At 69.7% G+C, this 23,634-nt stretch carries 23 protein-coding genes; 6 read left to right on the top strand and 17 right to left on the bottom strand.

The annotated features are described in order from the left end of the window. Positions 1-31 precede the first annotated feature (31 nt). Positions 32-1,456: a helix-turn-helix domain-containing protein gene (locus AC5P1C_RS40830; RefSeq protein WP_493871064.1), complete on the bottom strand. Its 1,425-nt coding sequence runs from the start codon at positions 1,454-1,456 to the stop codon at positions 32-34. 203 nt (positions 1,457-1,659) lie between these two features. Between AC5P1C_RS40830 and AC5P1C_RS40825 the strand changes: the two genes are divergently transcribed. The 3 genes from AC5P1C_RS40825 to AC5P1C_RS40815 all read left to right on the top strand — a co-directional run bounded on the left by AC5P1C_RS40825 (position 1,660) and on the right by AC5P1C_RS40815 (position 3,634). Beyond that, entirely contained in the window at positions 1,660-2,187 is a 528-nt protein-coding gene (locus AC5P1C_RS40825; RefSeq protein WP_493871063.1) for a DUF4232 domain-containing protein, read from the top strand. Between the two features lie 160 nt (positions 2,188-2,347). After that, positions 2,348-3,235 carry an NAD(P)-dependent oxidoreductase gene (locus AC5P1C_RS40820; protein WP_493871062.1) on the top strand — a complete coding sequence of 296 codons (888 nt, stop codon included), beginning with the start codon at positions 2,348-2,350 and terminating at the stop codon, positions 3,233-3,235. A 117-nt stretch (positions 3,236-3,352) separates the two neighbouring features. Next, positions 3,353-3,634 carry a hypothetical protein gene (locus AC5P1C_RS40815; protein WP_493871061.1) on the top strand — a complete coding sequence of 94 codons (282 nt, stop codon included), beginning with the start codon at positions 3,353-3,355 and terminating at the stop codon, positions 3,632-3,634. A 127-nt stretch (positions 3,635-3,761) separates the two neighbouring features. Here the strand turns inward: AC5P1C_RS40815 and AC5P1C_RS40810 are convergent, their stop codons facing one another. From AC5P1C_RS40810 to AC5P1C_RS40780, 7 genes are all read right to left on the bottom strand, one after another. Further along, the gene (locus AC5P1C_RS40810) at positions 3,762-4,739 is read right to left on the bottom strand and encodes a zinc-binding dehydrogenase (RefSeq protein ID WP_493871060.1); all 978 of its coding nucleotides are present in this window, start codon (positions 4,737-4,739) and stop codon (positions 3,762-3,764) included. A 90-nt stretch (positions 4,740-4,829) separates the two neighbouring features. Next, positions 4,830-5,819, bottom strand: a complete 990-nt coding sequence (hemB, locus tag AC5P1C_RS40805; protein WP_493871059.1) for a porphobilinogen synthase — start codon at positions 5,817-5,819, stop codon at positions 4,830-4,832. A gap of 129 nt (positions 5,820-5,948) precedes the next feature. Beyond that, positions 5,949-7,607, bottom strand: a complete 1,659-nt coding sequence (locus tag AC5P1C_RS40800) for a bifunctional uroporphyrinogen-III C-methyltransferase/uroporphyrinogen-III synthase (protein WP_493871058.1) — start codon at positions 7,605-7,607, stop codon at positions 5,949-5,951. Continuing rightward, positions 7,604-8,563 carry a hydroxymethylbilane synthase gene (gene hemC / locus AC5P1C_RS40795; protein ID WP_493871057.1) on the bottom strand — a complete coding sequence of 320 codons (960 nt, stop codon included), beginning with the start codon at positions 8,561-8,563 and terminating at the stop codon, positions 7,604-7,606. Before hemC ends, AC5P1C_RS40800 begins: the two co-directional genes overlap by 4 nt. After that, positions 8,560-10,299, bottom strand: coding sequence for a glutamyl-tRNA reductase (locus tag AC5P1C_RS40790; RefSeq protein ID WP_493871056.1), 1,740 nt, complete (start codon positions 10,297-10,299; stop codon positions 8,560-8,562). Before AC5P1C_RS40790 ends, hemC begins: the two co-directional genes overlap by 4 nt. Next, positions 10,296-11,051, bottom strand: coding sequence for a redox-sensing transcriptional repressor Rex (locus tag AC5P1C_RS40785; RefSeq protein ID WP_493871055.1), 756 nt, complete (start codon positions 11,049-11,051; stop codon positions 10,296-10,298). The genes AC5P1C_RS40790 and AC5P1C_RS40785 overlap by 4 nt, the downstream gene beginning before the upstream one ends. Before the next feature lie 304 nt (positions 11,052-11,355). Next, positions 11,356-11,634 (bottom strand): glutaredoxin family protein, encoded by a 279-nt coding sequence (locus tag AC5P1C_RS40780; protein WP_493871054.1) that lies wholly within the window; start codon positions 11,632-11,634, stop codon positions 11,356-11,358. Positions 11,635-11,759: 125 nt separating this feature from the next. Between AC5P1C_RS40780 and AC5P1C_RS40775 the strand changes: the two genes are divergently transcribed. The 3 genes from AC5P1C_RS40775 to AC5P1C_RS40765 all read left to right on the top strand — a co-directional run bounded on the left by AC5P1C_RS40775 (position 11,760) and on the right by AC5P1C_RS40765 (position 15,307). Then, positions 11,760-12,710, top strand: coding sequence for an HAD family hydrolase (locus AC5P1C_RS40775; protein WP_493871053.1), 951 nt, complete (start codon positions 11,760-11,762; stop codon positions 12,708-12,710). Between the two features lie 301 nt (positions 12,711-13,011). Continuing rightward, the gene (locus AC5P1C_RS40770) at positions 13,012-13,803 is read left to right on the top strand and encodes an ECF subfamily RNA polymerase sigma factor, BldN family (RefSeq protein WP_493871052.1); all 792 of its coding nucleotides are present in this window, start codon (positions 13,012-13,014) and stop codon (positions 13,801-13,803) included. 265 nt (positions 13,804-14,068) lie between these two features. Then, a complete protein-coding gene (locus tag AC5P1C_RS40765) occupies positions 14,069-15,307 on the top strand; it encodes a DUF5667 domain-containing protein (protein ID WP_493871051.1) in 1,239 nt (412 codons plus the stop codon). A 75-nt stretch (positions 15,308-15,382) separates the two neighbouring features. On the opposite strand, the gene AC5P1C_RS40760 is transcribed toward AC5P1C_RS40765, so the two are convergent. The 9 genes from AC5P1C_RS40760 to AC5P1C_RS40720 form a co-directional block, all read right to left on the bottom strand. Beyond that, a complete protein-coding gene (locus AC5P1C_RS40760; RefSeq protein WP_493871050.1) occupies positions 15,383-16,450 on the bottom strand; it encodes a lysophospholipid acyltransferase family protein in 1,068 nt (355 codons plus the stop codon). Between the two features lie 14 nt (positions 16,451-16,464). Continuing rightward, a complete protein-coding gene (locus AC5P1C_RS40755; protein WP_493871068.1) occupies positions 16,465-17,511 on the bottom strand; it encodes an NAD-dependent epimerase/dehydratase family protein in 1,047 nt (348 codons plus the stop codon). 372 nt (positions 17,512-17,883) lie between these two features. After that, positions 17,884-17,982 (bottom strand): 30S ribosomal protein bS22, encoded by a 99-nt coding sequence (locus AC5P1C_RS40750; protein ID WP_003948845.1) that lies wholly within the window; start codon positions 17,980-17,982, stop codon positions 17,884-17,886. A gap of 126 nt (positions 17,983-18,108) precedes the next feature. After that, complete coding sequence (locus AC5P1C_RS40745; RefSeq protein ID WP_157869005.1) at positions 18,109-18,318, bottom strand: helix-turn-helix domain-containing protein; 210 nt, start codon at positions 18,316-18,318, stop codon at positions 18,109-18,111. 132 nt (positions 18,319-18,450) lie between these two features. Then, positions 18,451-19,266: a phosphatase gene (locus AC5P1C_RS40740; protein WP_493871049.1), complete on the bottom strand. Its 816-nt coding sequence runs from the start codon at positions 19,264-19,266 to the stop codon at positions 18,451-18,453. Positions 19,267-19,496: 230 nt separating this feature from the next. Next, complete coding sequence (locus AC5P1C_RS40735) at positions 19,497-20,672, bottom strand: acetoin utilization protein AcuC (RefSeq protein WP_493871048.1); 1,176 nt, start codon at positions 20,670-20,672, stop codon at positions 19,497-19,499. Continuing rightward, entirely contained in the window at positions 20,623-21,897 is a 1,275-nt protein-coding gene (locus AC5P1C_RS40730) for an MFS transporter (protein ID WP_493871047.1), read from the bottom strand. Before AC5P1C_RS40730 ends, AC5P1C_RS40735 begins: the two co-directional genes overlap by 50 nt. 43 nt (positions 21,898-21,940) lie before the next feature. After that, the gene (locus AC5P1C_RS40725) at positions 21,941-22,612 is read right to left on the bottom strand and encodes a VC0807 family protein (protein WP_493871046.1); all 672 of its coding nucleotides are present in this window, start codon (positions 22,610-22,612) and stop codon (positions 21,941-21,943) included. Positions 22,613-22,905: 293 nt separating this feature from the next. After that, the gene (locus tag AC5P1C_RS40720) at positions 22,906-23,550 is read right to left on the bottom strand and encodes an HAD family hydrolase (RefSeq protein ID WP_493871045.1); all 645 of its coding nucleotides are present in this window, start codon (positions 23,548-23,550) and stop codon (positions 22,906-22,908) included. Positions 23,551-23,634 lie beyond the last annotated feature (84 nt).

Below are 23,634 nucleotides of genomic sequence, written 5' to 3'. Positions count from 1 at the left end.
GATACGGACGTGACCCGCCGCCGCCCCGCCCTTACGCGGGCGGGTCCGCAACGTTGTCGTCGTCGCGGTTCGTCTTCGTCCACTTCTTGCTGTTGAGCGAGAACGCGTAGACGGGACGGCTCCGGTCGCCGCTGGTGGCGAACGGCTTGCCCGCGTCGTCGATGCGCACCGTGCCGTGCCGGCCGCCGCTTGACCACTCGAGCTCCAAGTACCAGCGCACATAGCGGGTGTTGACGGTCGCGTTGACGAAGAACGCCTCCGGGTCGCTGGCGCTCACCTTGTAGGGGAAGCCGTCGCCCTTGTCCTGGGGGGAGGGACGGGGCACCGACGCGTCCAGGTTGACGTCGAAGGAGTGCTGGGGAACCCTGCCGCCGCAGCCGACGCCGAGGTAGCCCATCTTGTAGTTGTTCCACGCGAGCGGCGCGCTGCTCTCGGCGACGCGGACGTTCAGGGACTCCAGGACGACGGTGTCGTCGCCCGTGCCCTGGACGGTCAGCTTCACGGTCTGGTCCCGGGCGGAGACCGCGCCGTTCGCCGACACCCAGCCGGGGGCGTCCTGCTCGTTGGGGGGCGGGGAGAGGACGCCTGGTGCCTTGTCCACGAGGTAGGGGTGTCCGCAGGGGTCCGACCAGAACTGCGCCTGGGTCGAGACGGTCACCGGTACGCCGCCCTCGCCGCCGCCGTCCTTGCCGCCGCCCCCGGCTACGGGCGCCCGGCTCTCGTCCCCGGAGCCCTTGTTCCCGCCCTCCGGCTTCTCGGAAGCCTTCGCGCCCTTGCCCGGCTTGCTCTTCCCGGACTCCTTCCCGGAGGGCGACGCGGACTTGGAGCCGTCCGGGCCGCGCTCCCGCTCCCCGCCGTGCGGGCTCGGGGAGTCGCTGGACACCTGGCTGCCGTCACCGCCTCCGGACGCGGACTGCACGGCGAGGGCGGTGGCGCCGAGCGCGATGACGACACCGGCGGCGACGAGTACCCGAGCCCTGGGCAAACGTCTCCCCTCGCGCCGCCCGGCCGCCGTGGGGGCCGGGCCGATCACGATGCCGGGCGCGTCGTCGGGGGAGCCGGCGGCCACCGTGTCGCCGCCGCGTCCGGCAGCCGGCTCGCCGGAGTCCGCGGCAACCGGCTCACCGGAGCTGGAGTTGGAGTTCGAGTGGGAGTCCGTGGCCACCGCGTCGCCGCGGGCGTCCGCGACGGGAGCGGGCTCCGCCTCCCTGCGGTCGCCTCTGGACGCGTCGGCCAGGATCCACCGCCGGTGGACCTCGACCATCTCCTGCCGCGAGGCACCGCACACCCGGGCAAGCCGCTCCAGCGGAGCGAACTCCGTGGGTACGGCCGTGCCGCTCACATAGCGGTGCAGCGTCGACGTCGACACATGCAAGCGCTTGGCCAGCGCCCCGTAACTGAGCCCCGACCTCTCCTTCAACTCCCGCAGCAACTCCGCGAGATCGCCCGCCCCCACACTCTCTCCATCCCATTCATCCGTTCCAAGGAACGGAGTTCACGCAGATCACAGCCGTAGGAACGTCCCGGCGTCCCCAACTGCCGTCCCGTACCGGCGGCCGGGACAGAACCTCGCACAAGCTGTGGCCATACAAGCACGCCGCATCCAGGAACCTCTGGGCGCGGCCCACGTCGCCCACGTCACACCGAAAGAGACCAGCCATGCGCTTCACGACCAAAGCCGCCGCCGTCACCGCGGCCCTCACCGCCGCTCTCTCGCTCACCGCGCTCGGCAGCGCGTCGGCCGCACCGACCGCCGCCAAGTCCGCGCCGGTCACCTGCACCGCCGCCACCACCGAGGTCACCGTCGAGCAGGTCGACCGCCCCCTCAACCACCTGCTCCTGAAGGCCGAGAACACGGGCACGAAGACGTGTTACGCGTACGGGGCCCCGTACCTCCGCTTCGACGAGGCGCAGTCCGCCACGGGCTGGCTGGAAGCGAGCAAGCCGCAGGCGGTCGTCACACTGAAGCCGGGCCAGACGGCGTACGCGGCCATCGGCACGTCGTCGCCGGAGGGCTCGAACGGCGGCCAGGCCCACGAGCTGGGCGTCCACTTCTCCAACCGTGCGATGAACGGCAGCGTGGGCGCCCCGGCGACGCCCGAGCTGCCCACGGGCGGTGTGTACGTGGACAGTTCGGCGTTCGTCACGTACTGGCAGACGTCGGCGTCGGACGCGCTGGTGTGGTGACCGGTGGTCCGCCCATCGCCGCACCGCGGCGGTGGGCGGGCCGCTCCACACCTACCTCCCGGTGGGTACGCACAAAAAAGTAGGTACTTGTCCGCTTCCCCGCACACGGGAAGGATCGAAGGCGTTCCCACCACTCGCCTCCGATCGGAGTCCCCCAGCCATGCCCGCACAGCCTGCTCAGTCCCCCGTCACCGTCCTCGGGCTCGGCCTCATGGGCACCGCGCTCGCCTCCGCGCTCATCAAGGCGGGCCATCCCACCACTGTCTGGAACCGCACCGCCGCCAAGACGGGACCCCTGGCCGCCCAGGGCGCGACCCCGGCGGGCACCGCGAGGGCCGCGATCGGCGCGAGCCCGCTCACCATCGTCTGCCTCACCACCAACGAAGACGTACGCGCCCTGCTCGTCCCGGAGGCGCAGGCCCTCGCAGAGCGCACGGTCGTGAATCTCACGAATGGAACGCCTTCCCAGGCAAGGGAGTTGGCGGACTGGGCGGCGGCTCACGGCATCACGTACATCGACGGCGGCATCATGGCCGTACCCCAGATGATCGCGACGCCCGGCGCGTACATCTTCTACAGCGGCACCGATGAAGCCGCCTTCGCGACCCACCGCCCGACGCTGGAGGCGCTCGCCGACACCAAGTGGGTGGGCAAGGACCCCGGTCTGGCCGCGCTGTACGACCTGTCCCTGCTCACCGGGATGTACGGGATGGTCATGGGCGTCGCACAGGCGTACGCCTTGATCGGCAGTGAGTCCATCCCGGCCCGTGAGTTCGCGCCGCTCCTGACCGACTGGATCGTCGCCATGACGCACGGCCTGGTGCCCGGCACCGCCGAGGCGCTCGACTCCGGTCAGCACCTCACGGACGTGTCCAGCCTCGCCGTCAATCAGGCCGCGCTGCCCAATTTCCTGAGCGCCTTCGCCGAACAGGGCCTCAGCGGCGCCCTGTTCGAGCCTCTCCAGGCACTCCTGGACCGCGCGGTCGCGGAGGGCCACGCGGCCGACGGGCTCTCGCGCCTCCCGGAGCTGCTCAAGAAAGCCTACTAATGAGGCGACTGGCTGCGGATTCTTCCCGAACGGGTGCTCCCTTGACCGATGCGTGTCCGATTGGCCACGCGGGAGGTAAGTGACCGGGTGTCACATTCCTGCGTACAAGGAGAAAGCATGCGCAAGTTCATCGGACGCGCCGCCACCCTGACCGCCATCACGGCCGCCGTCATCCTCCCCCTCGCGGGTGCGGCATCGGCCCAGACCCAGGCGGACCCGCACCCGAACGGCGGGGTCTCCGGGAACCACTGCTGGGTCAACTACGACGGCCCGCTCGGCTGCGCGGGCGGCTCGGCCCGGCACGACGGGGGCAACGGCGACCACATGTACGGAAACGGCGACGCCTACAAGGCCGAGCGCACGCACCACGGCCTGGCGACCGGCAGCATCGACTTCTGATCGCTCTGCCCGTCGCACCGAGCGGCAACGGGAAAGGCCCCGCGATGTACTTCGCAGGGCCTTTCCCGCCGTCCGGACAGCCACCGGGCCCTCCGCGTCCGCACAGCCGCCGGATGGCCTCCGCTCCCTACGGCACGAGCACCACCTTCCCCGTGGTCTCACGCCGCTCCATGGCGGCATGGGCCCGAGCGGTCTCCGCCAGCGGGAACGTCTGCACCGCGGGCACCAACTCCCCCTTGGCGGCGGCCTCCAGAGCCCGCCGCTCCTGATCGGGGCCGTCCTCGGGCCGCTCGATCAGCTGGAGCAGCGCGTTGGCGACGGAGATCCGCCGCTCCTCCACGACGCTCTCGTCCGGCTCGAACCCCTCCTGCGAGGACCAGCCGATGATCACGTAGCGCCCGCCCTCACCGATCAGGCCGAACGCGGCGGCGGACTTCTCGCCGCCGACCCCGTCGAGCACGACACTCACCTGACGCCCGTCGAGCCGCTCACGCACGACGTCCGCCCAGCCGGGCAGGTTGTAGTCCACGGCGAGATCGGCACCCAGCTCCCGGACGGCCTCCACCTTGTCGGGCCCACCGGCGGCACCGATGACGACCGCACCCAGCCGAGTGGCGTACTGCACCACGAGCCGCCCGACCCCACCGGCGGCGGACGTCACCAACACCACGTCATCAGAGGTCAGTCGGGCCACGTCCAGGAGCCCCATGGTCGTCGCCCCGGTCATCACCATCGTCACGGCGGCCTCGAACCCGAGCCCGTCCGGCACCTCGTGCAGCTGGGCGAGCTCGGCCACCGCGAGCTCGGCGTACCCGCCGGGTTCACTGCGCGGGGTCACGACGGCCCGCCCCAGCCACGCGGGATCCACACCGGGCCCCACCGCGTCGACGACCCCGGCGACCTCCCCGCCGAAGATGGCCGGCAGCTCGGGCGCCGGCGGCGCCATGTCGCCCGCGTCGCCCCGCCGCATGACGGTCTCGACGTGGTGAACTCCCGCCGCCCGCACGGCGATCCGCACCTGGCCCGGACCCGCGACGGGGTCGGGCCAGGTCTCGTACGTCAGGTTCTCGGCGGGCCCGAACTCGTGCAGGACGACAGCGTGCATGGTGTGCTCCTCAAGGCATCGGAACGTCGATGCACACCACCCTGCAACCTCAATCAAACTTGAGGTCAAACCCGTGATCCGCGCGGCACCTCAGAGCTGCCGCGCCACCTCGGTGGCCCAGTACGTGAGGATCATGTTCGCGCCCGCACGCTTGATGCCGGTGAGCGACTCCATGATCGCCCGGTCCCGGTCGATCCAGCCGCGCTCGGCGGCGGCCTGGATCATCGAGTACTCACCGGAGATCTGGTACGCGGCGACCGGCACGTCGACGGCGTCGGCGACACGGGCGAGGACGTCCAGGTAGGGACCGGCGGGCTTCACCATCACCATGTCGGCGCCCTCTTCGAGGTCGAGCGCCAACTCCCGCAGGGACTCACGAGTGTTGGCCGGGTCCTGCTGGTAGGTCTTGCGGTCGCCCTGCAGGGACGAACCGACGGCCTCGCGGAAGGGGCCGTAGAAGGCGGAAGAGTACTTGGCGGTGTAGGCGAGCACGGAGACGTCCTCGTGCCCGACCTGGTCCAACGCGTCGCGGATGATGCCGACCTGACCGTCCATCATGCCGCTCGGGCCCACCACGTGCGCGCCCGCGTCGGCCTGGACCTGCGCCATCTCGGCGTACCGCTCCAGGGTGGCGTCGTTGTCGACGCGGCCCTGCGCGTCGAGGACACCGCAGTGACCGTGATCAGTGAACTCGTCCAGGCACAGGTCGGACATCACGATGAGGTCGTCGCCCACCTCGGCGCGCACGTCACGCAGGGCGACCTGGAGGATCCCGTCCGGGTCGGTCCCGACGGTTCCGGCCGCGTCCTTCTTGTCCTCCTCCGGCACCCCGAAGAGCATGATCCCGGAGACCCCGGCCTCCAGCGCCTCGACGGCCGCCTTCTTCAGGCTGTCGCGGGTGTGCTGGACGACGCCCGGCATGGCGCCGATCTCCACCGGGGTGCTGATCCCCTCGCGCACGAACGCGGGCAGGATCAGGTCGGCCGGGTGAAGGCGCGTCTCTGCGACCATGCGGCGCATGGCGGGCGTGGTGCGCAGCCGGCGGGGCCTGGCCCCGGGGAACGATCCGTACGTGGTCACTGTCTCTCTCACCTCACGAAAGATTCCGGCCCCGGCTGAAGGATCTCAGCCGGGGCCGGGGAAGTAACTAGCCCGTCCGGCGCTTGAGGACGGACTCGGCGAAGCCGGTGATTACGGTACGCCCGAAGGTCAGGGTGCCGTACGCCGCCTACGGGAACCCGGCCGCCGCTCACTGGGCCGGGTGACGGGGTCACCCGCGTCCAGCGCGGCGAGGCGCCGCCGCGTACCGAACTCGGCGAGGGCCTCGGCCAGCTTGTGGACGGAAGGCTCCGGGGCCATCACGTCGACCCGGAGCCCGTGCTCCTCCGCGGTCTTGGCGGTGGCCGGACCGATACACGCGATGACGGTCACGTTGTGCGGCTTGCCGGCGATGCCGACGAGGTTCCGCACGGTCGACGAGGACGTGAAGAGCACGGCGTCGAAACCGCCGCCCTTGATCGCCTCACGCGTGTCCGCCGGGGGCGGCGAAGCGCGCACCGTCCGGTAGGCGGTCACGTCGTCGACCTCCCACCCGAGGTCGATGAGCCCGGCGACCAGCGTCTCCGTGGCGATGTCGGCCCGCGGCAGGAAGACCCGGTCGATCGGGTCGAAGACCGGGTCGTACGGCGGCCAGTCCTCCAGGAGACCCGCGGCCGACTGCTCGCCGCTGGGCACCAGGTCGGGCTTCACGCCGAAGGCGACGAGCGCCGCGGCGGTCTGCTCGCCCACCGCCGCGACCTTGATCCCGGCGAAGGCACGGGCGTCGAGCCCGTACTCCTCGAACTTCTCGCGCACGGCCTTGACCGCGTTCACGCTGGTGAAGGCGATCCACTCGTAGCGGCCCGTGACCAGGCCCTTGACCGCGCGCTCCATCTGCTGGGGCGTACGTGGCGGCTCCACGGCGATGGTCGGCACCTCGTGCGGCACCGCTCCGTAGGACCGCAGCTGGTCGGAGAGCGAGGCTGCCTGCTCCTTCGTACGCGGGACGAGTACGCGCCACCCGAAGAGCGGCTTCGACTCGAACCACGACAGCTGGTCGCGCTGGGCGGCAGCGGACCGCTCACCGACCACGGCTATGACGGGCTGTCCTCCGTCGGGCGACGGCAGCACCTTCGCCTGCTTGAGGACCTGGGCGATGGTGCCCAGGGTCGCCTGCCAGGTGCGCTGACGCGTCGTCGTACCGGCGACCGTCACCGTCATCGGAGTGTCCGGCTTGCGCCCGGACGACACCAGTTCACCGGCGGCGGCGGCCACGGAGTCCAGGGAGGTCGACACGACCAAGGTCCCGTCGGACGCCCCCACCTCGCTCCAGCAGCGGTCGGACGCGGTGCGCGCGTCGACGAAGCGCACGTCCGTGCCCTGGGCGTCGCGCAGCGGGACACCCGCGTAGGCGGGTACACCGACCGCCGCCGCGATGCCGGGCACGACTTCGAAGTTGATGCCTTCGGCGGCGCAGGCGAGCATCTCCTCCGCCGCGTACGTGTCGAGGCCGACGTCGCCGCTCACGGCACGCACGACCCGCTTGCCGCCGCGTGCTGCCTCCATGACAAGATTGGTGGCGGCTCGCAACGAAGACGCTTCGGCGATCGCTGACGCGTCGTCAACTGCCCCTGGCTGAGGTGTGTCCACACCTCCCCTGGCATGCGCGCGAACGACGTCGAGCACATCCGGCTCGGCGATCAGTACGTCCGCTCGGGCCAGCGCCTCTACGGCGCGCAGCGTAAGTAGTCCCGGATCTCCGGGTCCGGCACCCAGGAAGGTGACGTGCCCGTGTGCGGGAAGGCCGGGAAGGTTCGAGGTGGGGCTCAAAGTGCTCGCTCCCCCATCAGACCGGCCGCGCCCTTGGCAAGCATCTCGGCAGCGAGTTCGCGGCCGAGCGCCATGGCTTGGTCATGCGTCTCAGGCACGGGACCGGTGGTGGACAGCTGCACCAGCGTCGAGCCGTCGGTTGCCCCGACGACGCCGCGCAGGCGCATTTCCTTGACAATCTGCCCGTCGGCCAGAAGGTCGGCCAGCGCTCCCACAGGTGCGCTGCAGCCGGCCTCCAGGGCGGCGAGCAGGGATCGCTCGGCGGTCACGGCGGCCCGGGTGTACGGGTCGTCGAGCTCGGCGAGCGCGGCGATCAGTGACGCGTCGGACGCGAGACATTCGATCGCCAGTGCCCCCTGGCCGGGGGCGGGCAGAACTGTGTCGACCGACAGGAAGTCGGTCACCTCGTCGATCCTGCCGACGCGGTTGAGTCCGGCGGCGGCGAGCACGACGGCGTCGAGCTCTCCCTTGCGCACGAACCCGATGCGGGTGTCGATGTTCCCGCGGATCGGCACGGCCTCTATGGCGAGCCCGTGGTTGCGGGCGTAGGCGTTGAGCTGCGCCATGCGCCGGGACGAGCCGGTGCCGATGCGCGCGCCGCGGGGCAGCTCCGTGAAGGTCAACCCGTCGCGCGCGATGAGCACGTCACGGGGGTCCTCGCGCAGCGGCACCGCCGCCAGCGAAAGGTCGTCCGGCTGCGCGGTCGGCAGGTCCTTCAGCGAGTGGACGGCGAAGTCGACCTCGCCGCCGAGCAGCGCGTCACGCAGGGCGGTCACGAAGACGCCGGTGCCGCCGATCTGTGCCAGCTGCTCACGGGACGTATCGCCGTACGTCGTGATCTCCACGAGCTCTACGGAGCGGCCGGTCAACCGGCTCACTGTCTCGGCCACTTGCCCGGACTGGGCCATGGCCAGCTTGCTGCGCCGTGTCCCGAGCCTGAGTGCCCTCTCGGTCATGCCCGGCCTCGATTCGGATCTGTTTGCGATGCGTTGTTCTGATCGGTGGATTCATTGAGCTTGTCGGCCCTGCTGACGGCGGCGACCGTCTGCGGGTCGAGGTCGAAGAGGGTGCGCAGCGCGTCCGCGTACCCGGCGCCGCCGGGCTCACCGGCCAGCTGCTTGACCCGCACGGTGGGCGCGTGGAGCAGCTTGTCGACGACGCGGCGGACGGTCTGGGTGATCTCCGCGCGCTCCTTCTCGGCGAGTCCGGGGAGCCGTCCGTCGAGCCGCGCGATCTCGCCGGCGACGACGTCGGCGGCCATGGTGCGCAGGGCGACCACGGTCGGCGTGATGTGCGCGGCCCGCTGGGCTGCGCCGAAGGCGGCGACCTCGTCCGAGACGATTCCGCGGACCTGCTCCACGTCGTCGGCCATCGGGGCGTCGGCGGACGCGTCGGCGAGCGACTCGATGTCGACGAGGCGTACGCCGTCGATGCGGTGCACGGCCGCGTCGATGTCGCGGGGCATGGCCAGGTCGAGCAGTGCGAGCAGGACGTTGCCGGTCTCGACGAGCGAGGGGCGGCGACGGTGCTCGGGCACGCGCCCGGTGGCGGTCACGGCCGCGGCGAGCGCGGCGATGGTGTCGGCCTCGCTCTGCGGGTCGTCGCGACGTGCGGCGGGTGCGTTGTCCACCCAGGCGGCGTGCTGCTCAAGGGTCGCGGCGTCCATTCCGGCGACGGCGTCCTCACCCATGACGGAGAACCCGACGCCGCGGGGCACGGCGGCCCCGTCGCCGGAGAGACCGAGCGGGCACGCGTCGTCGCTGTCGGCGGCGGTGTCGGCGGCAGCGTCGTGCGGGGCGGAGGGTGCCGAAGACGCGGGCACGCGCGGCGCGCCCACCGTGACGGGCGCGCCCGTGCGGTCAGCGACTCCCGCCGCGACGGCCTCGGCGGTGAGGACGAGACCGGTCGCTCCGGTGCAGGAGACCGCGACATCTGCACGTGTCAGTTCGGCCGCCACCTGGTCCATCGGCACGGCGCGCGCGATGGTGCCCGTACCGCCCTCGGAGAGGATCTCCGCCAGGCGGTGCGCGCGGTCGAGGGTGCGGTTGGCGACGACGACCTCGTGGACCCCGGCCCGCGCGAGCGTGGCCGCGGCCAGCGAGGACATGGATCCCGCGCCGATGACCAGGGCGCGCTTGCCCTTGGCCCAGGTCTCGACCGGCTCGCGCCCCGCGAGCTGTTCGAGGCCGAAGGTCACGAGCGACTGCCCGGCCCGGTCGATGCCGGTCTCCGAGTGCGCGCGCTTGCCGACCCGCAGGGCCTGCTGGAAGAGGTCGTTGAGCAGGCGCCCCGCGGTGTGCAGCTCCTGGGAGCGCGCGAGGGCGTCCTTGATCTGCCCGAGGATCTGTCCCTCGCCGACGACCATGGAGTCCAGGCCGCAGGCCACCGAGAACAGGTGGTGGACGGCTCGGTCCTCGTAGTGGACGTACAGATAGGGAGTGAGCTCCTCCAGGCCGACCCCGCTGTGCTGGGCGAGCAGCGTGGACAGCTCGGCGACGCCCGCGTGGAACTTGTCCACGTCGGCGTACAGCTCTATGCGGTTGCAGGTGGCGAGCACGGCCGCTTCCGCGGCGGGCTCGGCCGCGAGCGTGTCGTGCAGGAGCTTGGCCTGCGCGTCGGCGGCAAGGGCGGCCCGCTCGAGCACGCTCACCGGAGCGCTTCGGTGACTCAGCCCTACGACGAGGAGACTCATGCCGGCATCACGGCGGGGACGTCCCCGTCGGGTCCCTTCCGCTGCTGCTTGGCGGCTGCGGGCGCCACGGCGCCGTCGGCCGCCGCTTCCTCGCCGGCCTTGCGCTGCTCGTGGAAGGCGAGGATCTGCAGCTCGATGGAGAGGTCCACCTTGCGTACGTCGACGCCGTCCGGCACGGAGAGAACGGTGGGCGCGAAGTTCAGGATGGAGGTCACACCGGCGGCGACGAGCCGCTCGCAGACCTGCTGGGCGGCGCCCGCCGGGGTGGAGATGACGCCGATGGAGACGCCGTTGTCACTGATGATCTTCTCGAGGTCGTCCGTGTGCTGCACCGGCATCCCCGCGACGGGCGTGCCCGCCATCGCCGGGTCGGCGTCGATCAGCGCGGCGACACGGAAGCCGCGCGAGGCGAACCCGCCGTAATTGGCGAGCGCCGCGCCGAGGTTACCGATACCGACGATCACCACGGGCCAGTCCTGGGTCAGGCCGAGCTCGCGGGAGATCTGGTAGACGAGGTACTCGACGTCGTAGCCGACGCCGCGCGTCCCGTAGGAGCCGAGGTAGGAGAAGTCCTTACGCAGCTTCGCGGAGTTGACCCCCGCGGCGGCCGCGAGCTCCTCGGAGGAGACCGTGGGCACCGAGCGCTCCGACAGTGCGGTGAGGGCTCGGAGGTACAGCGGAAGCCTGGCGACGGTGGCCTCGGGAATCCCTCGGCTGCGGGTCGCCGGTCGGTGAGTTCGGCCAGTTGCCACGGTGCTCCTGCGGGTAGAGCGGGGCTGCAGGCGGTCACACGTCCCCAGACCGCCCCGTCGAAAGCAGGCTATGTCTTTGTGAACGCGTGCACAAAGATGGTGTCCGATTTGCCCGGCCAACGTGACCGGGGTCACGCGCTCCCGGCGCACTTCGCGGGAACCGGCGCACATGAGGCCGCGATGCTCATTTGATGGGGGCAAAACCGCACACTCTCCTCACGATCATCGCCCCCGAGACCAAACCGCCCACGATCCTAAGGGACCATTCGGGCCACTTGGACTACTCAGTCAGTCTCGATCCGGACTACGGGGCGAGCGCGCGACGGAGTCGATCTTCGTTCACGCGCCAGAAGGTGTGCTGTTCACCGTCCACCAGGACCACCGGAATCTGTTCCCAGTAGGCCCGGTTGAGCTCTTCGTCCTGCGTGATGTCCTTCTTCTCCCATACGACTCCCAGCTCGCCGCAGACCTTCTCGATCACCAGTTGTGCGTCATCGCACAGATGGCAGCCGGGCTTGCCGATCAAGGTGACCGTCCGGTCCTGGGGCTTCTTCTTCTCCGTACGGCGAAAAATCGGGCTCATGACACCATTCTCGCCCCGTCGACGCGCCGCGCGGCCCGTCCGTTTAACGGTGCGGTCGCGCAGAGTTCACAGCGCCGCATCCTGCCGACTCCGGAACGACCGAACGAACTAGCTATGCTCACGACATGGCCGCTCTCGGATGGCTCACTCCCCGTAGGCGCTCCGCCACCGCGCGGAGCGTGTTGGCAGGCGAGGCCTCGGCTGAGGCAGCGCGCAAGACCTCCCAGGAGCTGGAGGCCCTCGACGATCTCGCAGAGGCGTCCGCACCCGAGGAGCCGGAGGAGCCGGAGTTCCCGGTCTTCGGCGACGCCAAGGCCGCGGCCTTCTTCGACCTCGACAACACCGTGATGCAGGGCGCCGCGATCTTCCACTTCGGCCGCGGCCTCTACAAGCGGAAGTTCTTCGAGCGCCAGGAGCTGGCCCGATTCGCCTGGCAGCAGGCGTGGTTCAGGCTCGCGGGCGTCGAGGACCCCGAGCACATGCAGGACGCCCGCGACAGCGCCCTGTCCATCGTCAAGGGCCACCGCGTCGCCGAGCTGATGTCCATCGGCGAGGAGATCTACGACGAGTACATGGCCGAGCGCATCTGGCCCGGCACGCGCGCCCTGGCCCAGGCGCACCTCGACGCGGGCCAGAAGGTCTGGCTGGTCACGGCCGCCCCGGTGGAGACGGCGACGATCATCGCCCGCCGCCTGGGCCTGACCGGCGCGCTCGGCACGGTCGCCGAGTCCATGGACGGCGTCTATACGGGAAAGCTCGTGGGCGAGCCCCTGCACGGCCCCGCGAAGGCCGAGGCGGTCCGCGCGCTGGCCTCGGCGGAGGGCCTGGACCTGGCCCGCTGCGCCGCGTACAGCGATTCGCACAACGACATCCCGATGCTCTCGCTCGTCGGACATCCCTACGCGATCAATCCCGACGCCAAGCTGCGCAAGCATGCACGCGAGCGGGACTGGCGCCTGCGGGACTACCGCACAGGACGCAAGGCCGCCAAGGTCGGCATCCCGGCCGCCGCGGGCGTCGGCGCGCTCGCGGGCGGCACCGCCGCGGCCATCGCCCTGCACCGCCGCCGCCACTGAACATTCTCTCGGTCCTACCCCGGCCCGGCTGCCGCCAGTCACTTCGGTAGCACTCGGCCACAACACGCACCCCTCTTAGCCGGAATGTGAACCGTTTCGATCAACAACCGCTCACTGTCTGCTACTTGAACGGGCATAGACCGGTAACAGAAGCGACGTAATCGGTGATTTGAGCAACTGGGTGTAGTGCCGCCTGTACGAAGCGTTATTCTCCTCAGACGCATTACGGACCCCACACGTCGCTACGACGGGTGAACGGTCCCGCACTGCACGTGATGGAAGCTCTGCCTCTGGGAGTCCCGTGTACCCACACGTCGGGGTTGACGCCTCGGGCCTGGCTACGCTGCGCGCAACGGTCGCCGACCGCTTGCGCGGCTTCGTCCCCACCGCGTACGCCGGCCCCGCCGTCCCCGCATTTGCCGTCCCCACACCCGCCGGGCCCGTCTATGCCCTGGCGGACAGCGGCGCGGCGGTCAGCAGACGATCTCGGTCCTCCGCTGCCGCCACCTCAACCCCCACCCACCGCCGTCCCGCCGCGGACAGCGACAGCGCCCGCATGATGGACCTCGTCGAACGCGCCCAAGCAGGCGAGTCCGACGCCTTCGGCCGTCTCTACGACCAGTACAGCGACACGGTCTACCGCTACATCTACTACCGCGTCGGCGGCAAGGCGACCGCCGAAGACCTCACCAGCGAGACCTTTCTGCGCGCCCTGCGCCGCATCAGCACGTTCACCTGGCAGGGCCGTGACTTTGGCGCCTGGCTCGTCACGATCGCCCGCAACCTGGTCGCCGACCACTTCAAATCGAGCCGATTCCGCCTCGAAGTGACCACCGGCGAAATGCTCGACGCCAACGAGGTCGAGCGCAGCCCCGAGGACTCCGTCCTGGAGTCCCTCTCCAACGCCGCACTGCTCGACGCCGTGCGCCGCCTCAACCCCCAGCAGCAGGAGTGCGTGACCCTGCGCTTCCTGCAGGGCCTCTCGGTCGCCGAGACCGCTCGGGTGATGGGCAAGAACGAGGGCGCGATCAAGACCCTCCAGTACCGCGCGGTCCGCACCCTGGCCCGGCTTCTGCCGGACGACGCGCGCTAGCACCGCGCCGTCGACAGCCCTCCGTAGCCGTGCGCAGTGTTCAACTCACCCTCCGTGGCGGCCAGATGGCCGTCACGGAATTCCGGCGGTCCGATCATCCTCCGTCCGTAACCCAAGTGCCGCGACGCTCGTTGTGCGGGATGCAGGCTCCCTGTGGTTGCTCCCTGATCACCTCCGCTCACTCGATCGTGTGGAAGTGCTCAAGTCGTGCAACCCTCAGGACCCCCTGGGGAGTCGACCGTCATGACGAGAGGAGGTGCCGCCAGTGATCGCGAACGTATCGGCACACCGGCGGGCGAACGCCTTCGCCCAGGCCCTGGAGGAGCAATCCGACCAGGGCCCGGCGGCCGAGCAGTCCGAAGGTTCCGTCACGCCCGATCCCGTGCCGTCCGAACAGACGGCCCCGGATCGGATGTTGACCCTCGCGACCGAACTCGGCGAGCTGCCGAAGCCGGAGCTGGATCCCGAGGTCAAAGTGGTCCAGCGGGCCCAGCTCGTAGCCGCCATGGAGGCCATGCTCCTTGAGGGCACGGCCGCGGGCGGTGGGACCATCGGCACATCGGTGCCCGAACAGCGGTCCCGCAAGGGTGCCCACCGGGCCACGGGACTACGCAAACTGAAGCCGCGCTCCAAGCTGTCGAAGGGCATCGCCGCGGGCGGGCTCACCGTCGGCGTCGCGGCGGGGGCGTTCAGCGGAGTGGCCGCGGCCAGCTCCGACGCGCTGCCGGGCGATTCGCTGTACGGCCTCAAGCGCGGCATGGAGGACTTCAAGCTCGGCCTGGCCGACGGGGACAGCGACAAGGGCGGGATCTATCTCGACCACGCCTCGACGCGCCTGAACGAAGCCCGTCGGCTGATGGAGCGCGGCCGCAGCGGAGACCTCGACCACGAATCCCTCGGCGAGGTCAGGCGAGCCCTTTCCGGCATGCGGCACGACGCCACGGAAGGCCACCGCCTGCTGCACGAGGCGTACGAGAGGGACGGCTCGCTCGGGCCCATCCAGACGCTGTCCGCCTTCGCCGAGTCACACCGCCGGAGCTGGAGCGACCTGCAGAGCCGGCTGCCCGTCCAACTCGGGGACGTGGGCGAGCAGGTGAGCTCGGTCTTCGACGCGATGGACCAGGAAGTGGAACCCCTCCGCTCCCTGTTCCCCCGCACCCCGGACACGAGCGACGCCCCCGGGCAGCCCAGCCAGGGCGGCTCCTCCGGCTCCTCGACCCCGGACAGCCCCTCGTCCCCGGACTCCTCCCCGCGGGACGGCTCGAGCGCCGACAAGGGCGAGCCCCGCCCCTCGGCGCCGGACACGGACAAGGACGACGGCCTGCTCGGCGGCAACACGGGCGGGCTCCTGGACCCCCCGAAGTCCGACACGACCCCGAGCAGCCCGTCGAACGGCGACTCGTCCGGCAAGGAGACCCCACCGGCCAAGCCGGACGTCACCGTGCCGCCGATCCTGCCGGGCTTGCTGCCGGGTCTGGGGATCGACGAAGAGGACGTGAGGTAGCGGTAGGACATGGGTGAGGGGCCGGATCCAGAGGATCCGGCCCCTCACCCATGTCTCAGAAGAACACCGACTGTCTCAGAAGAACACCGACCGCCGCTGCACAAGCAGCTTGTACAGCGTGTGCTGAATCTGCTCGCGAACCTGATCGGTCAGGTTGAACATCAGCATCGGATCCTCCGCCGCCTCCGGCGGATACCCGTCCGTGGGAATCGGCTCCCCGAACTGAATCGTCCACTTCGTCGGCAACGGCAACGCACCCAGCGGCCCGAGCCAAGGGAACGTAGGCGTGATCGGGAAGTAGGGGAAACCGAGCACCCGCGCCAGCGTCTTCGCGTTCCCGATCATCGGGTAGATCTCCTCCGCCCCCACGATCGAGCAGGGAACGATCGGCGTCCCCGTCCGCAGCGCGGTGGAGACGAACCCGCCCCGCCCGAACCGCTGCAACTTGTAGCGCTCGCTGAACGGCTTCCCGATGCCCTTGAACCCCTCCGGCATCACCCCGACCAGCTCACCCCGCTCGAGCAGCCGCTCGGCATCCTCCGCGCACGCCAACGTGTGCCCCGCCTTGCGCGCCAGCTCGTTGACCACCGGCAGCATGAAGACGAGGTCCGCAGCGAGGAGCCGCAGATGCCGCGCCTCGGGGTGGTTGTCGTGCACGGCCACCTGCATCATCAGGCCGTCCAGCGGCAGCGTCCCGGAGTGATTGGCGACGATCAGCGCCCCGCCGTCCGACGGGATGTTCTCGATGCCCTTCACCTCGACACGGAAGTACTTGTCGTACAGCGGCCGCACGAGCGACATCAGGACCTGGTCGGTGAGCTCCTCGTCGTAACCGAAGTCGTCGACCTCGTAGTCACCCGTGAGCCGCCGGCGCAGAAACGCGAGACCACCCGCGATACGCCGCTCCAGGCCACCACCACCGGCCTGCGGCTCCGGTTCGGGAGCACGCTGCCCCGCGGGCTCCGGCTCGGCCCTCTCCACCTGCGGCTCACCGTCCTGCTGGCCCGGCATGGCCGTGACCTCACGCACGGCTGCCGGATCGTTCTTGCGCCGGGCCGCGCCCGCGCCCCTGCGCCGCGCCGGGCGCTGCGCACCCGCGCGCGACCGGTCGTCGTCGAACGGAATGACCTTGGCGTCCGCCATCGTTGACGCTCTCCTCAGTTGGCGCTCTGGTTGCCCGCGAAGGGCAGCGTGGCGATCCGGTCGATGGCCCCCGCGACGGCCTGCGGCGGCAGAAGTCCCGGACCCCGACTGCGTACGAAGTCCGCGAACGTCTCCGCGGTCGTGTACTTGGGGCTGAAACCCAGTGTCTCGCGCATCTGACGGGTGGCGACGACCCGGCCGTGCGTAAGCAGCCTGATCTGCTCCGGCGAGAAGTCCGTCACGCCGAGCGTGCGCAGCGCCTGGCCGACCCAGGTGACCGCCGGCATGAACACCGGCAGCGTCGGACGCCCCAGGCGCCGCGAGCACTGCGAGAGCAGCAGCAGACCGTCACCGGCGATGTTGAACGTGCCGCTGTTGAGCGTCCCGCGCTCCGGATCGCGTGACCCCAGGCGCAGCACCTCGATCGCGTCGTCCTCGTGCACGAACTGCAGCCGCGGGTCGTAGCCGAAGACCGTCGGCAGGACCGGCAGCGAGAAGTACTCGGCGAGCGGGGAGTCAGCGGCGGGCCCCAGGATGTTCGCGAAGCGCAGCACGCAGACCGCCACGTCGGGGCGGCGGCGCGCGAAGCCGCGTACGTAGCCCTCGACCTCGACGGTGTCCTTGGCGAAGCCGCCGCTGGGCAACGACTTCGGCGGGGTGGTCTCGGTGAAGACCGCGGGGTCGCGCGGCGCGGAGCCGTACACGTTGGTGCTCGACTTCACCACGAGCCGCTTGACCGTCGGCGACTTCTGGCAGGCGCCGAGCAGCTGCATGGTGCCGATGACGTTGGTTTCCTTGAGCGAGCCGCGGTTGCCTCCGGCCAGCGCGGTGCCCGTGACGTCCATGTGCACGACGGTGTCGACCGAGAACTCGGCGAGCACCTTGGCGATCCCGGGCTGCCGGATGTCGGTCTGGACGAAGTCGGCGCCGCCCAGATGGTGCTCAGGAGGCACCGCGTCCACGGCGATCACCCGGTCGACCTCGGGGTCCCGAAGGACGCGTCGGACGAACCGCCCGCCCAGTTGTCGGGCCACCCCGGTCACGAGCACGACCTTGCCCAAGATCAGCGCCTGCCTTCCCCAGCCCTTGAAGTCCTGCCGCGCCCCATCATGTCTCTTCTGGCACACGCTAGCGGGTCGATGTTGCGCTGTGATGACCGCCTGATGCAGGAAGTGACGACAGCTACAACAAAACGCCTGGACCAGGCTCTACGTCCAGACCTGGACGTACGCCGGATCGGGACGCACATCCTGCCAGGACGTACGTTTGGAACAAGCCCTCAGGCGGCCCGCCGAAGCCCGAAAACCGGCCGGAAGACGCCCGGCGGGTGCCCCTGAGACGGCCGACGGGTGCCCCCTGAGGCAGCCCGCAAAACGCCGAAGCCCTCCCGCCGGATGACGGGAGGGCTTCGGGACACGCTGTGCAGCTGTCGCTTACTTCTTGTTGCGACGCTGAACGCGAGTGCGCTTCAGCAGCTTGCGGTGCTTCTTCTTGGCCATCCGCTTACGCCGCTTCTTGATAACAGAGCCCACGACTACCCTCGCTCACTTCTCTTCACTCGGTGCGGGGCAGCTGACTGGGCCCACACGACCTACGTCGGCCCTAGCCTACCCGTCCCCGGGTGAGGGACGTAATCGAGGGGGATCGACCGGCTCCGGTCAGCCCGCCTCGACTCCTACATAGGATTCGCGGAGGTACTCGTGAACCGCCTGCTCCGGGACCCGGAAGGACCTTCCGACCCGGATGGCGGGCAGATGACCGCTGTGCACCAAGCGGTACACGGTCATCTTGGACACTCGCATCACCGAGGCGACTTCCGCCACGGTCAAGAACTGAACCTCGTTCAGCGGCCTCTGGTCTGCAGCCATGACACCCCACCTGAACCTTCCGCACATGACGGGCACCGGCTTCCCCTTCCGGTGACGCTTCGTCGCTGCGCGCTCACTCCCCAGACTAGGGGCGGATGATGCGAGTGGGGAAGAGGAGTAGCGATCGGCCGCCTACTGTGACAGACACGCTCGATTGAGTACATAGCGAGTAAGCGGTCGGTAGTAATCAGACCGCACAGCGTCATCAAGCGGAACGACGACGGACACCTGCCCCTCCGCCTCTCCGACGAACAGCGCGGGATCATCCGTATCCGCCAGACCGATCGCCTCAAACCCCAGCTGACCTGCCCCGCAGACCCATCCGTGGTCCCCGATGACGAGCTCGGGAAGCGGTCCTTCGGCCTCCGCGGCGGCCGCCAGGGCCGCTCGAACCGGGAGCGGAGAGTGGGTATGTGCGCCGGTCTCACTCCCGGTGGGACGCGCGCTGGGTTCCCGCACCAGCGCGACTCCTTGTACGTAGTCAAGGTTGTACGTGCGTAGGCCGAACCGGGTCGTTATGTCGACACTGTTGCCCTGCGCGGGAGTGAGAACGGTGCACCCGGCCGCCGACAAAGCGTCCGCCAGCGCGGCGTAGAAACCGAGGAGACGGTGCGGATGTCCGGTCCCGAAGAGCACCGGAAGCCGCTCTCGCACCGCTTCCGCGAGCCTCGCGGCGAAGGCGTCGAGCGCGACCAACGTCCGCTCCGGGTCGATGACATCAACCCCGGAGGTGTGCCGCGGGTCGGCGGACACCCCGCACTTGTCGGACATGAGCCCCAGGAGGTCACCGGTCCCCCAGCTCCACTCGGGATCGAGCCCGAGCAGTATCCGCGGATCCCGGGCCGCGAAGAGCCGATAGCTCCGCAGGCTCTCTTCCCGAGTGGTGGCCACAGGCCCGGCCAACCGGGCGGCCAACAGATGCGCACGCAACGCTCCGGTGCTCAACACGCTGCGAGCGTGCCGCAGGAACCCGTCCCATACCTCTAAAACCCCGAAAAACCCCCACAGTTGGGCTAACGAGCCGACAATGCAGCCCGACATGGGGGTCCCCCTGCTCCTTGAGAGGCTGGGGGAGTTTGAGGCCATCTTTTCGGAGGTCCGGGGGCGAAGCCCCATGGTTTCGGGAAGGGGCGGGATCGGGAAAGCCCCTCAGGGCTCGCCCGAACCACCACGCCCTCCTACGGCAACAGCCCCCGCAGCGGAAACGCCGAGCGGCGAGCAGCAAGCACGGCTTGGTCAAGCCGATCCGCAGGGTCATACCCCGCGGACCACTCCGCCCAGGAGACGGGCCACCGCCCATCCGTCATCCGCGCAGGCGCCAACTGCCGGGTCCGCGCGAAGACTTCCTGCCGCCAAGCCTCAGGCACCTCCGCCGAAGGCGAGATCTCCCGCCCCGCGGCAATAGCCGTGAGATGCGTCCACGACCGGGGCACGACATCCACCACGGCGTACCCACCCCCACCCAGAGCGACCCACCGCCCATCGGCGTACACATGCGCCAACTCATGGCAGGCCACCTGCACGGCCCGCTGAGCATCGAGCGAAACGGCAAGATGAGCGAGCGGATCCTCGAAGTGCGTGTCAGCACCATGCTGAGTCACCAGCACCTGCGGCCGGAACTCCGCCAACAACTCAGGCACCACGGCGTGAAACGCCCGCACCCACCCCGCGTCTCCCGTGCCCGCCGGCAGCGCGACATTGACCGCCGACCCCTCCGCCACGGAGTCCGCACCCGTCTCCTCGGGCCACCCGGTCTGCGGGAACAGCGTCCGCGGATGCTCGTGCATCGAGATCGTCAGAACCCTCGGGTCGTCCCAGAAGGACGCCTGCACCCCGTCCCCGTGGTGCACATCCACATCCACGTACGCGACCCGCTCGGCGCCGAGCTCCAGCAGCCGCGCGATGGCCAGCGAGGCGTCGTTGTAGATACAGAACCCTGAAGCAGACCCCGGCATCGCATGGTGCAGCCCGCCCGCGAAGTTCACGGCATGCAGCGCTTCCCCGCGCCACACCGCCTCGGCCGCACCCACCGACTGCCCGGCGATCAGCGCCGAGACCTCGTGCATCCCCGCGAAGGCGGGATCATCCACGGTCCCCAGGCCATAGCTGCTGTCCGCCGCCGACGGGTCGACGGACGCGGCCTTGACCGCCCGTACGTAGTCCTCGCGATGCACGAGCCGCAGCGTCGAATCACCGGCACGCTTGGCCGCGACCACATCCAGCTCGCGGTCGAGCCCGAAGGCACCGACCAGGCTTCTGGTCAGCGCGAGCCGGACCGGGTCCATGGGGTGCTCAGGACCGAAGTCATAGCCCGTTACTGCCTCGTCCCACATCAGCTGTGCGTGGCCGCTCATGCCCGTCACCGTATCGGTCCGCTCCGGGGGCGAAGGAGCGGGCGTACAACAAGGTCACGAGCACCAACACCATGGGAACGAGCATCGCCCCGCGGTAGTTCCAGGCATCCCCCAGCGCACCCACCAGTGGCGAACCGATCAGGAACCCCACATAGTTGAAGACATTGAGCCGCGCGACAGCGGCATCCGACGCCCCGGGGCCGTGACGTTCAAAAGCCTGCCGCCCCGCCGCGGCGAAGGTCTGCGGAACGATCACGCTCAGTCCGAACCCGAGCACCGTGAAGCCCAGGATCCCGGTCCACGCCCCGGGCGCCGCAGCCACGATCGCGAACCCGAGAGCGGCCACCACCGACCCCACCCGCACCACAGCCACGGCCCCGAACCGCCGCACCCCCAGATCGCCGAGGCCCCGCCCCAGCAGGGTCATGACCATGTAGACGTTGTAGGGGACGGTCGAGACCTCCTCCGAACTCCCAAGCACGTCCTGCAGATACTTGGCGCTCCAGTTGGAGACGGTCGAATCCCCGATGTACGCGAAGGTCATCACCAGACAGAGCGGCAGGAGCAGCTTGAAGACGACGGGCCCGCCCTTCCCCTCACCTGCGCCCCCCGCTTCAGCACCGGCAGGGGCAGTGGCAGGGGCTGTGGCTGTGGCAGGGGCAGTGGCTGTGGCATCGACGTACCACCGACTCCCCACCAACGCCGCCGGCAACACCACCACGACCACCGGCAGATACGAGACGAACAGCGACAGATCCCAGTGCGCCCCCGCCCACGCGATCGACGCCCCCGCGATCCCGCCCAGGCTGTACGCCGCGTGAAAGCCCAGCATGATGCTGCGCCCATACGTCCGCTGCAGGCTCACCCCGAGCATGTTCATGGCCGCGTCGAGCGCCCCCACCGCGAGCCCGAACGCCCCCAACGCCAAGGCCACTTGCCACAGGGCGTCACCCGCGCCGACGCCGAGCAGCGCCAGGAGCACCACGGGCTGCGCCCACCGCAGCACGCGGCTTGGCGGCACCCTCTTGACCAGCCACTCCGTGCCCACGCTGCCGACCCCCGCGAGGATCGGCACGGCGGCAAGGAACACGGGCAGCAGGCCGTCGGATATCCCGTACCGGTCTTGAATGGCGGGGATCCGCGTCACCAACAACGCGAAGGTGACGCCCTGCACCAGGAAGCTGAACGCCAAAGAGGCCCTGCCGCGCCGCAGCTCATCTGTCATGGCTGCAGAGCGTAGGACCCCTGACTACCGGTGGGTAGATAGATCACGCACCCAATTCCCCGATATCTCCCGCGAAGTGCGTCACCGCCCGAGACCGCCCGAGAGTGTCGACCTCCTCGGTCACCTTCTTCTCCATCGGCTCGACGACCAGGTGACCGCTGATCACGACCGTCGCCGTGATGGTGACACCGGCGACCACACCACCGAGCCACACCATGGTGTCCACGGGCAGTGTGTAGGCCCCCACGACCCGCACCACGGCCTCACCGAACAACGCCGCACCCCACATCACCGAGAACATCCGCTCCATCCGCGCGAACCGCCCCCGCTCGGCGATCAGCCGTTCCCATACGCCGGTCCGCACCGGATTCCCCTTGGTCACCCAGGGCTTGAGCCCCACGGTCATCAACGGCCGCCCGACAGCCACGGACACCAGCACGGCGATCCCGATCGTCGCGGTGATCCCACTGTCCTTGGCGAGCATCAGCCGCGGATCACCGGCCAGCAGGCTGAGCAGCAGCCCGACGAGGCTGGCGACCAGGATGAGCGCCGCAAACCCATTGAGCCGCCGCTCCTTGACGAGGCCCCACAGCGTCCGCCCCGCGGGCACCACGCTGCTCCAGGCGAGCGCCGCCAGCGTACTCATCCCAAAGCCCTTGCTGAGCAGGTAGTACGAGGCTGTGGGCACCACCGCGTCCAGGACGAGCGGCTTCAACGACTCCCAGCGCGACTGCCGACCGGTGACGGCTTCATCCGCATCTGAGGCTGGGGCTGAGGCTGGGGCTGGGGCTGGGGTGGCGAGCTGGCTCATGGCGATCGGTCCTCCGTCGTCACTGTGATCGTGATCGTGATCGTGACTGCGACTGTCGCTGAGTGTGTCCCGTGCGTTCTCGACGTCCTCAGTTGCGTTCTCGACGTACTCAGCTTCGCCGCGACGCCCCGTCGCCCGACAGAAACGATCGTCCGGAGTCAGCCATGACAAATGTCAGCCAGAACCCCCGGCCCGCGTCATACGAGCAGGTCAGCCAACTCGCCCATATCCCCGAAGAGTTCGGTCGCCCCCGAGAGCCGCTCGGCCGGAGTCATGGCGGTGAACCCGTACACATCCATCCCGGCCGCCACGGCGGCCCGCACCCCCAGCGGACTGTCCTCGACCACCACACACTTCTCGGGCGCCACTCCCATCCGCTCGGCGGCATACAGAAAGAGATCCGGCGCCGGCTTCCCCCGCCCCACATCCTCGGAACTGAAGATCAGTTCGTCCCCGAACCACCGATCGAGCCCGGTCCTCCGATGCCCGACCCGAATCCGCTCATGGCTCCCGGAGGAGGCAAGGCAGTACGGCACTCCCGCGGCCACCAGCTTCTCCAGTACGTCGACGGCCCCCGCCACAGGTTCGAGCTCCCGCTCGAAGGCGGCGAAGACACGGGCGTGGAAGGTCACATCAAAATCCTTGGGCAGCCGCTGCCCACTGCGCTCAAGAACGAGATCGTGTACGCGATGAACGGCGGCCCCCATGTAGTCACGCAGGGAGTCCTCGTACGTGGTGGGGTGGCCGAGCTCGGTCAGAAAGGCGGCGAGGATGGTGTTGGAAAGCGGCTCGCTGTCCACGAGAACACCGTCATTGTCGAAGATGACCAAGTCGTATCGCATAAGTCGACCCTAAACGCAGAAAACCCCCGCACCCAGAGGGTGCGGGGGTTTCCCGTCAATAATAGTTCGGCGGCGTCCTACTCT

It is taken from the genome of Streptomyces sp. A18 (assembly GCF_059026065.1).
This window is presented reverse-complemented; position numbering and strand designations above follow the sequence as displayed.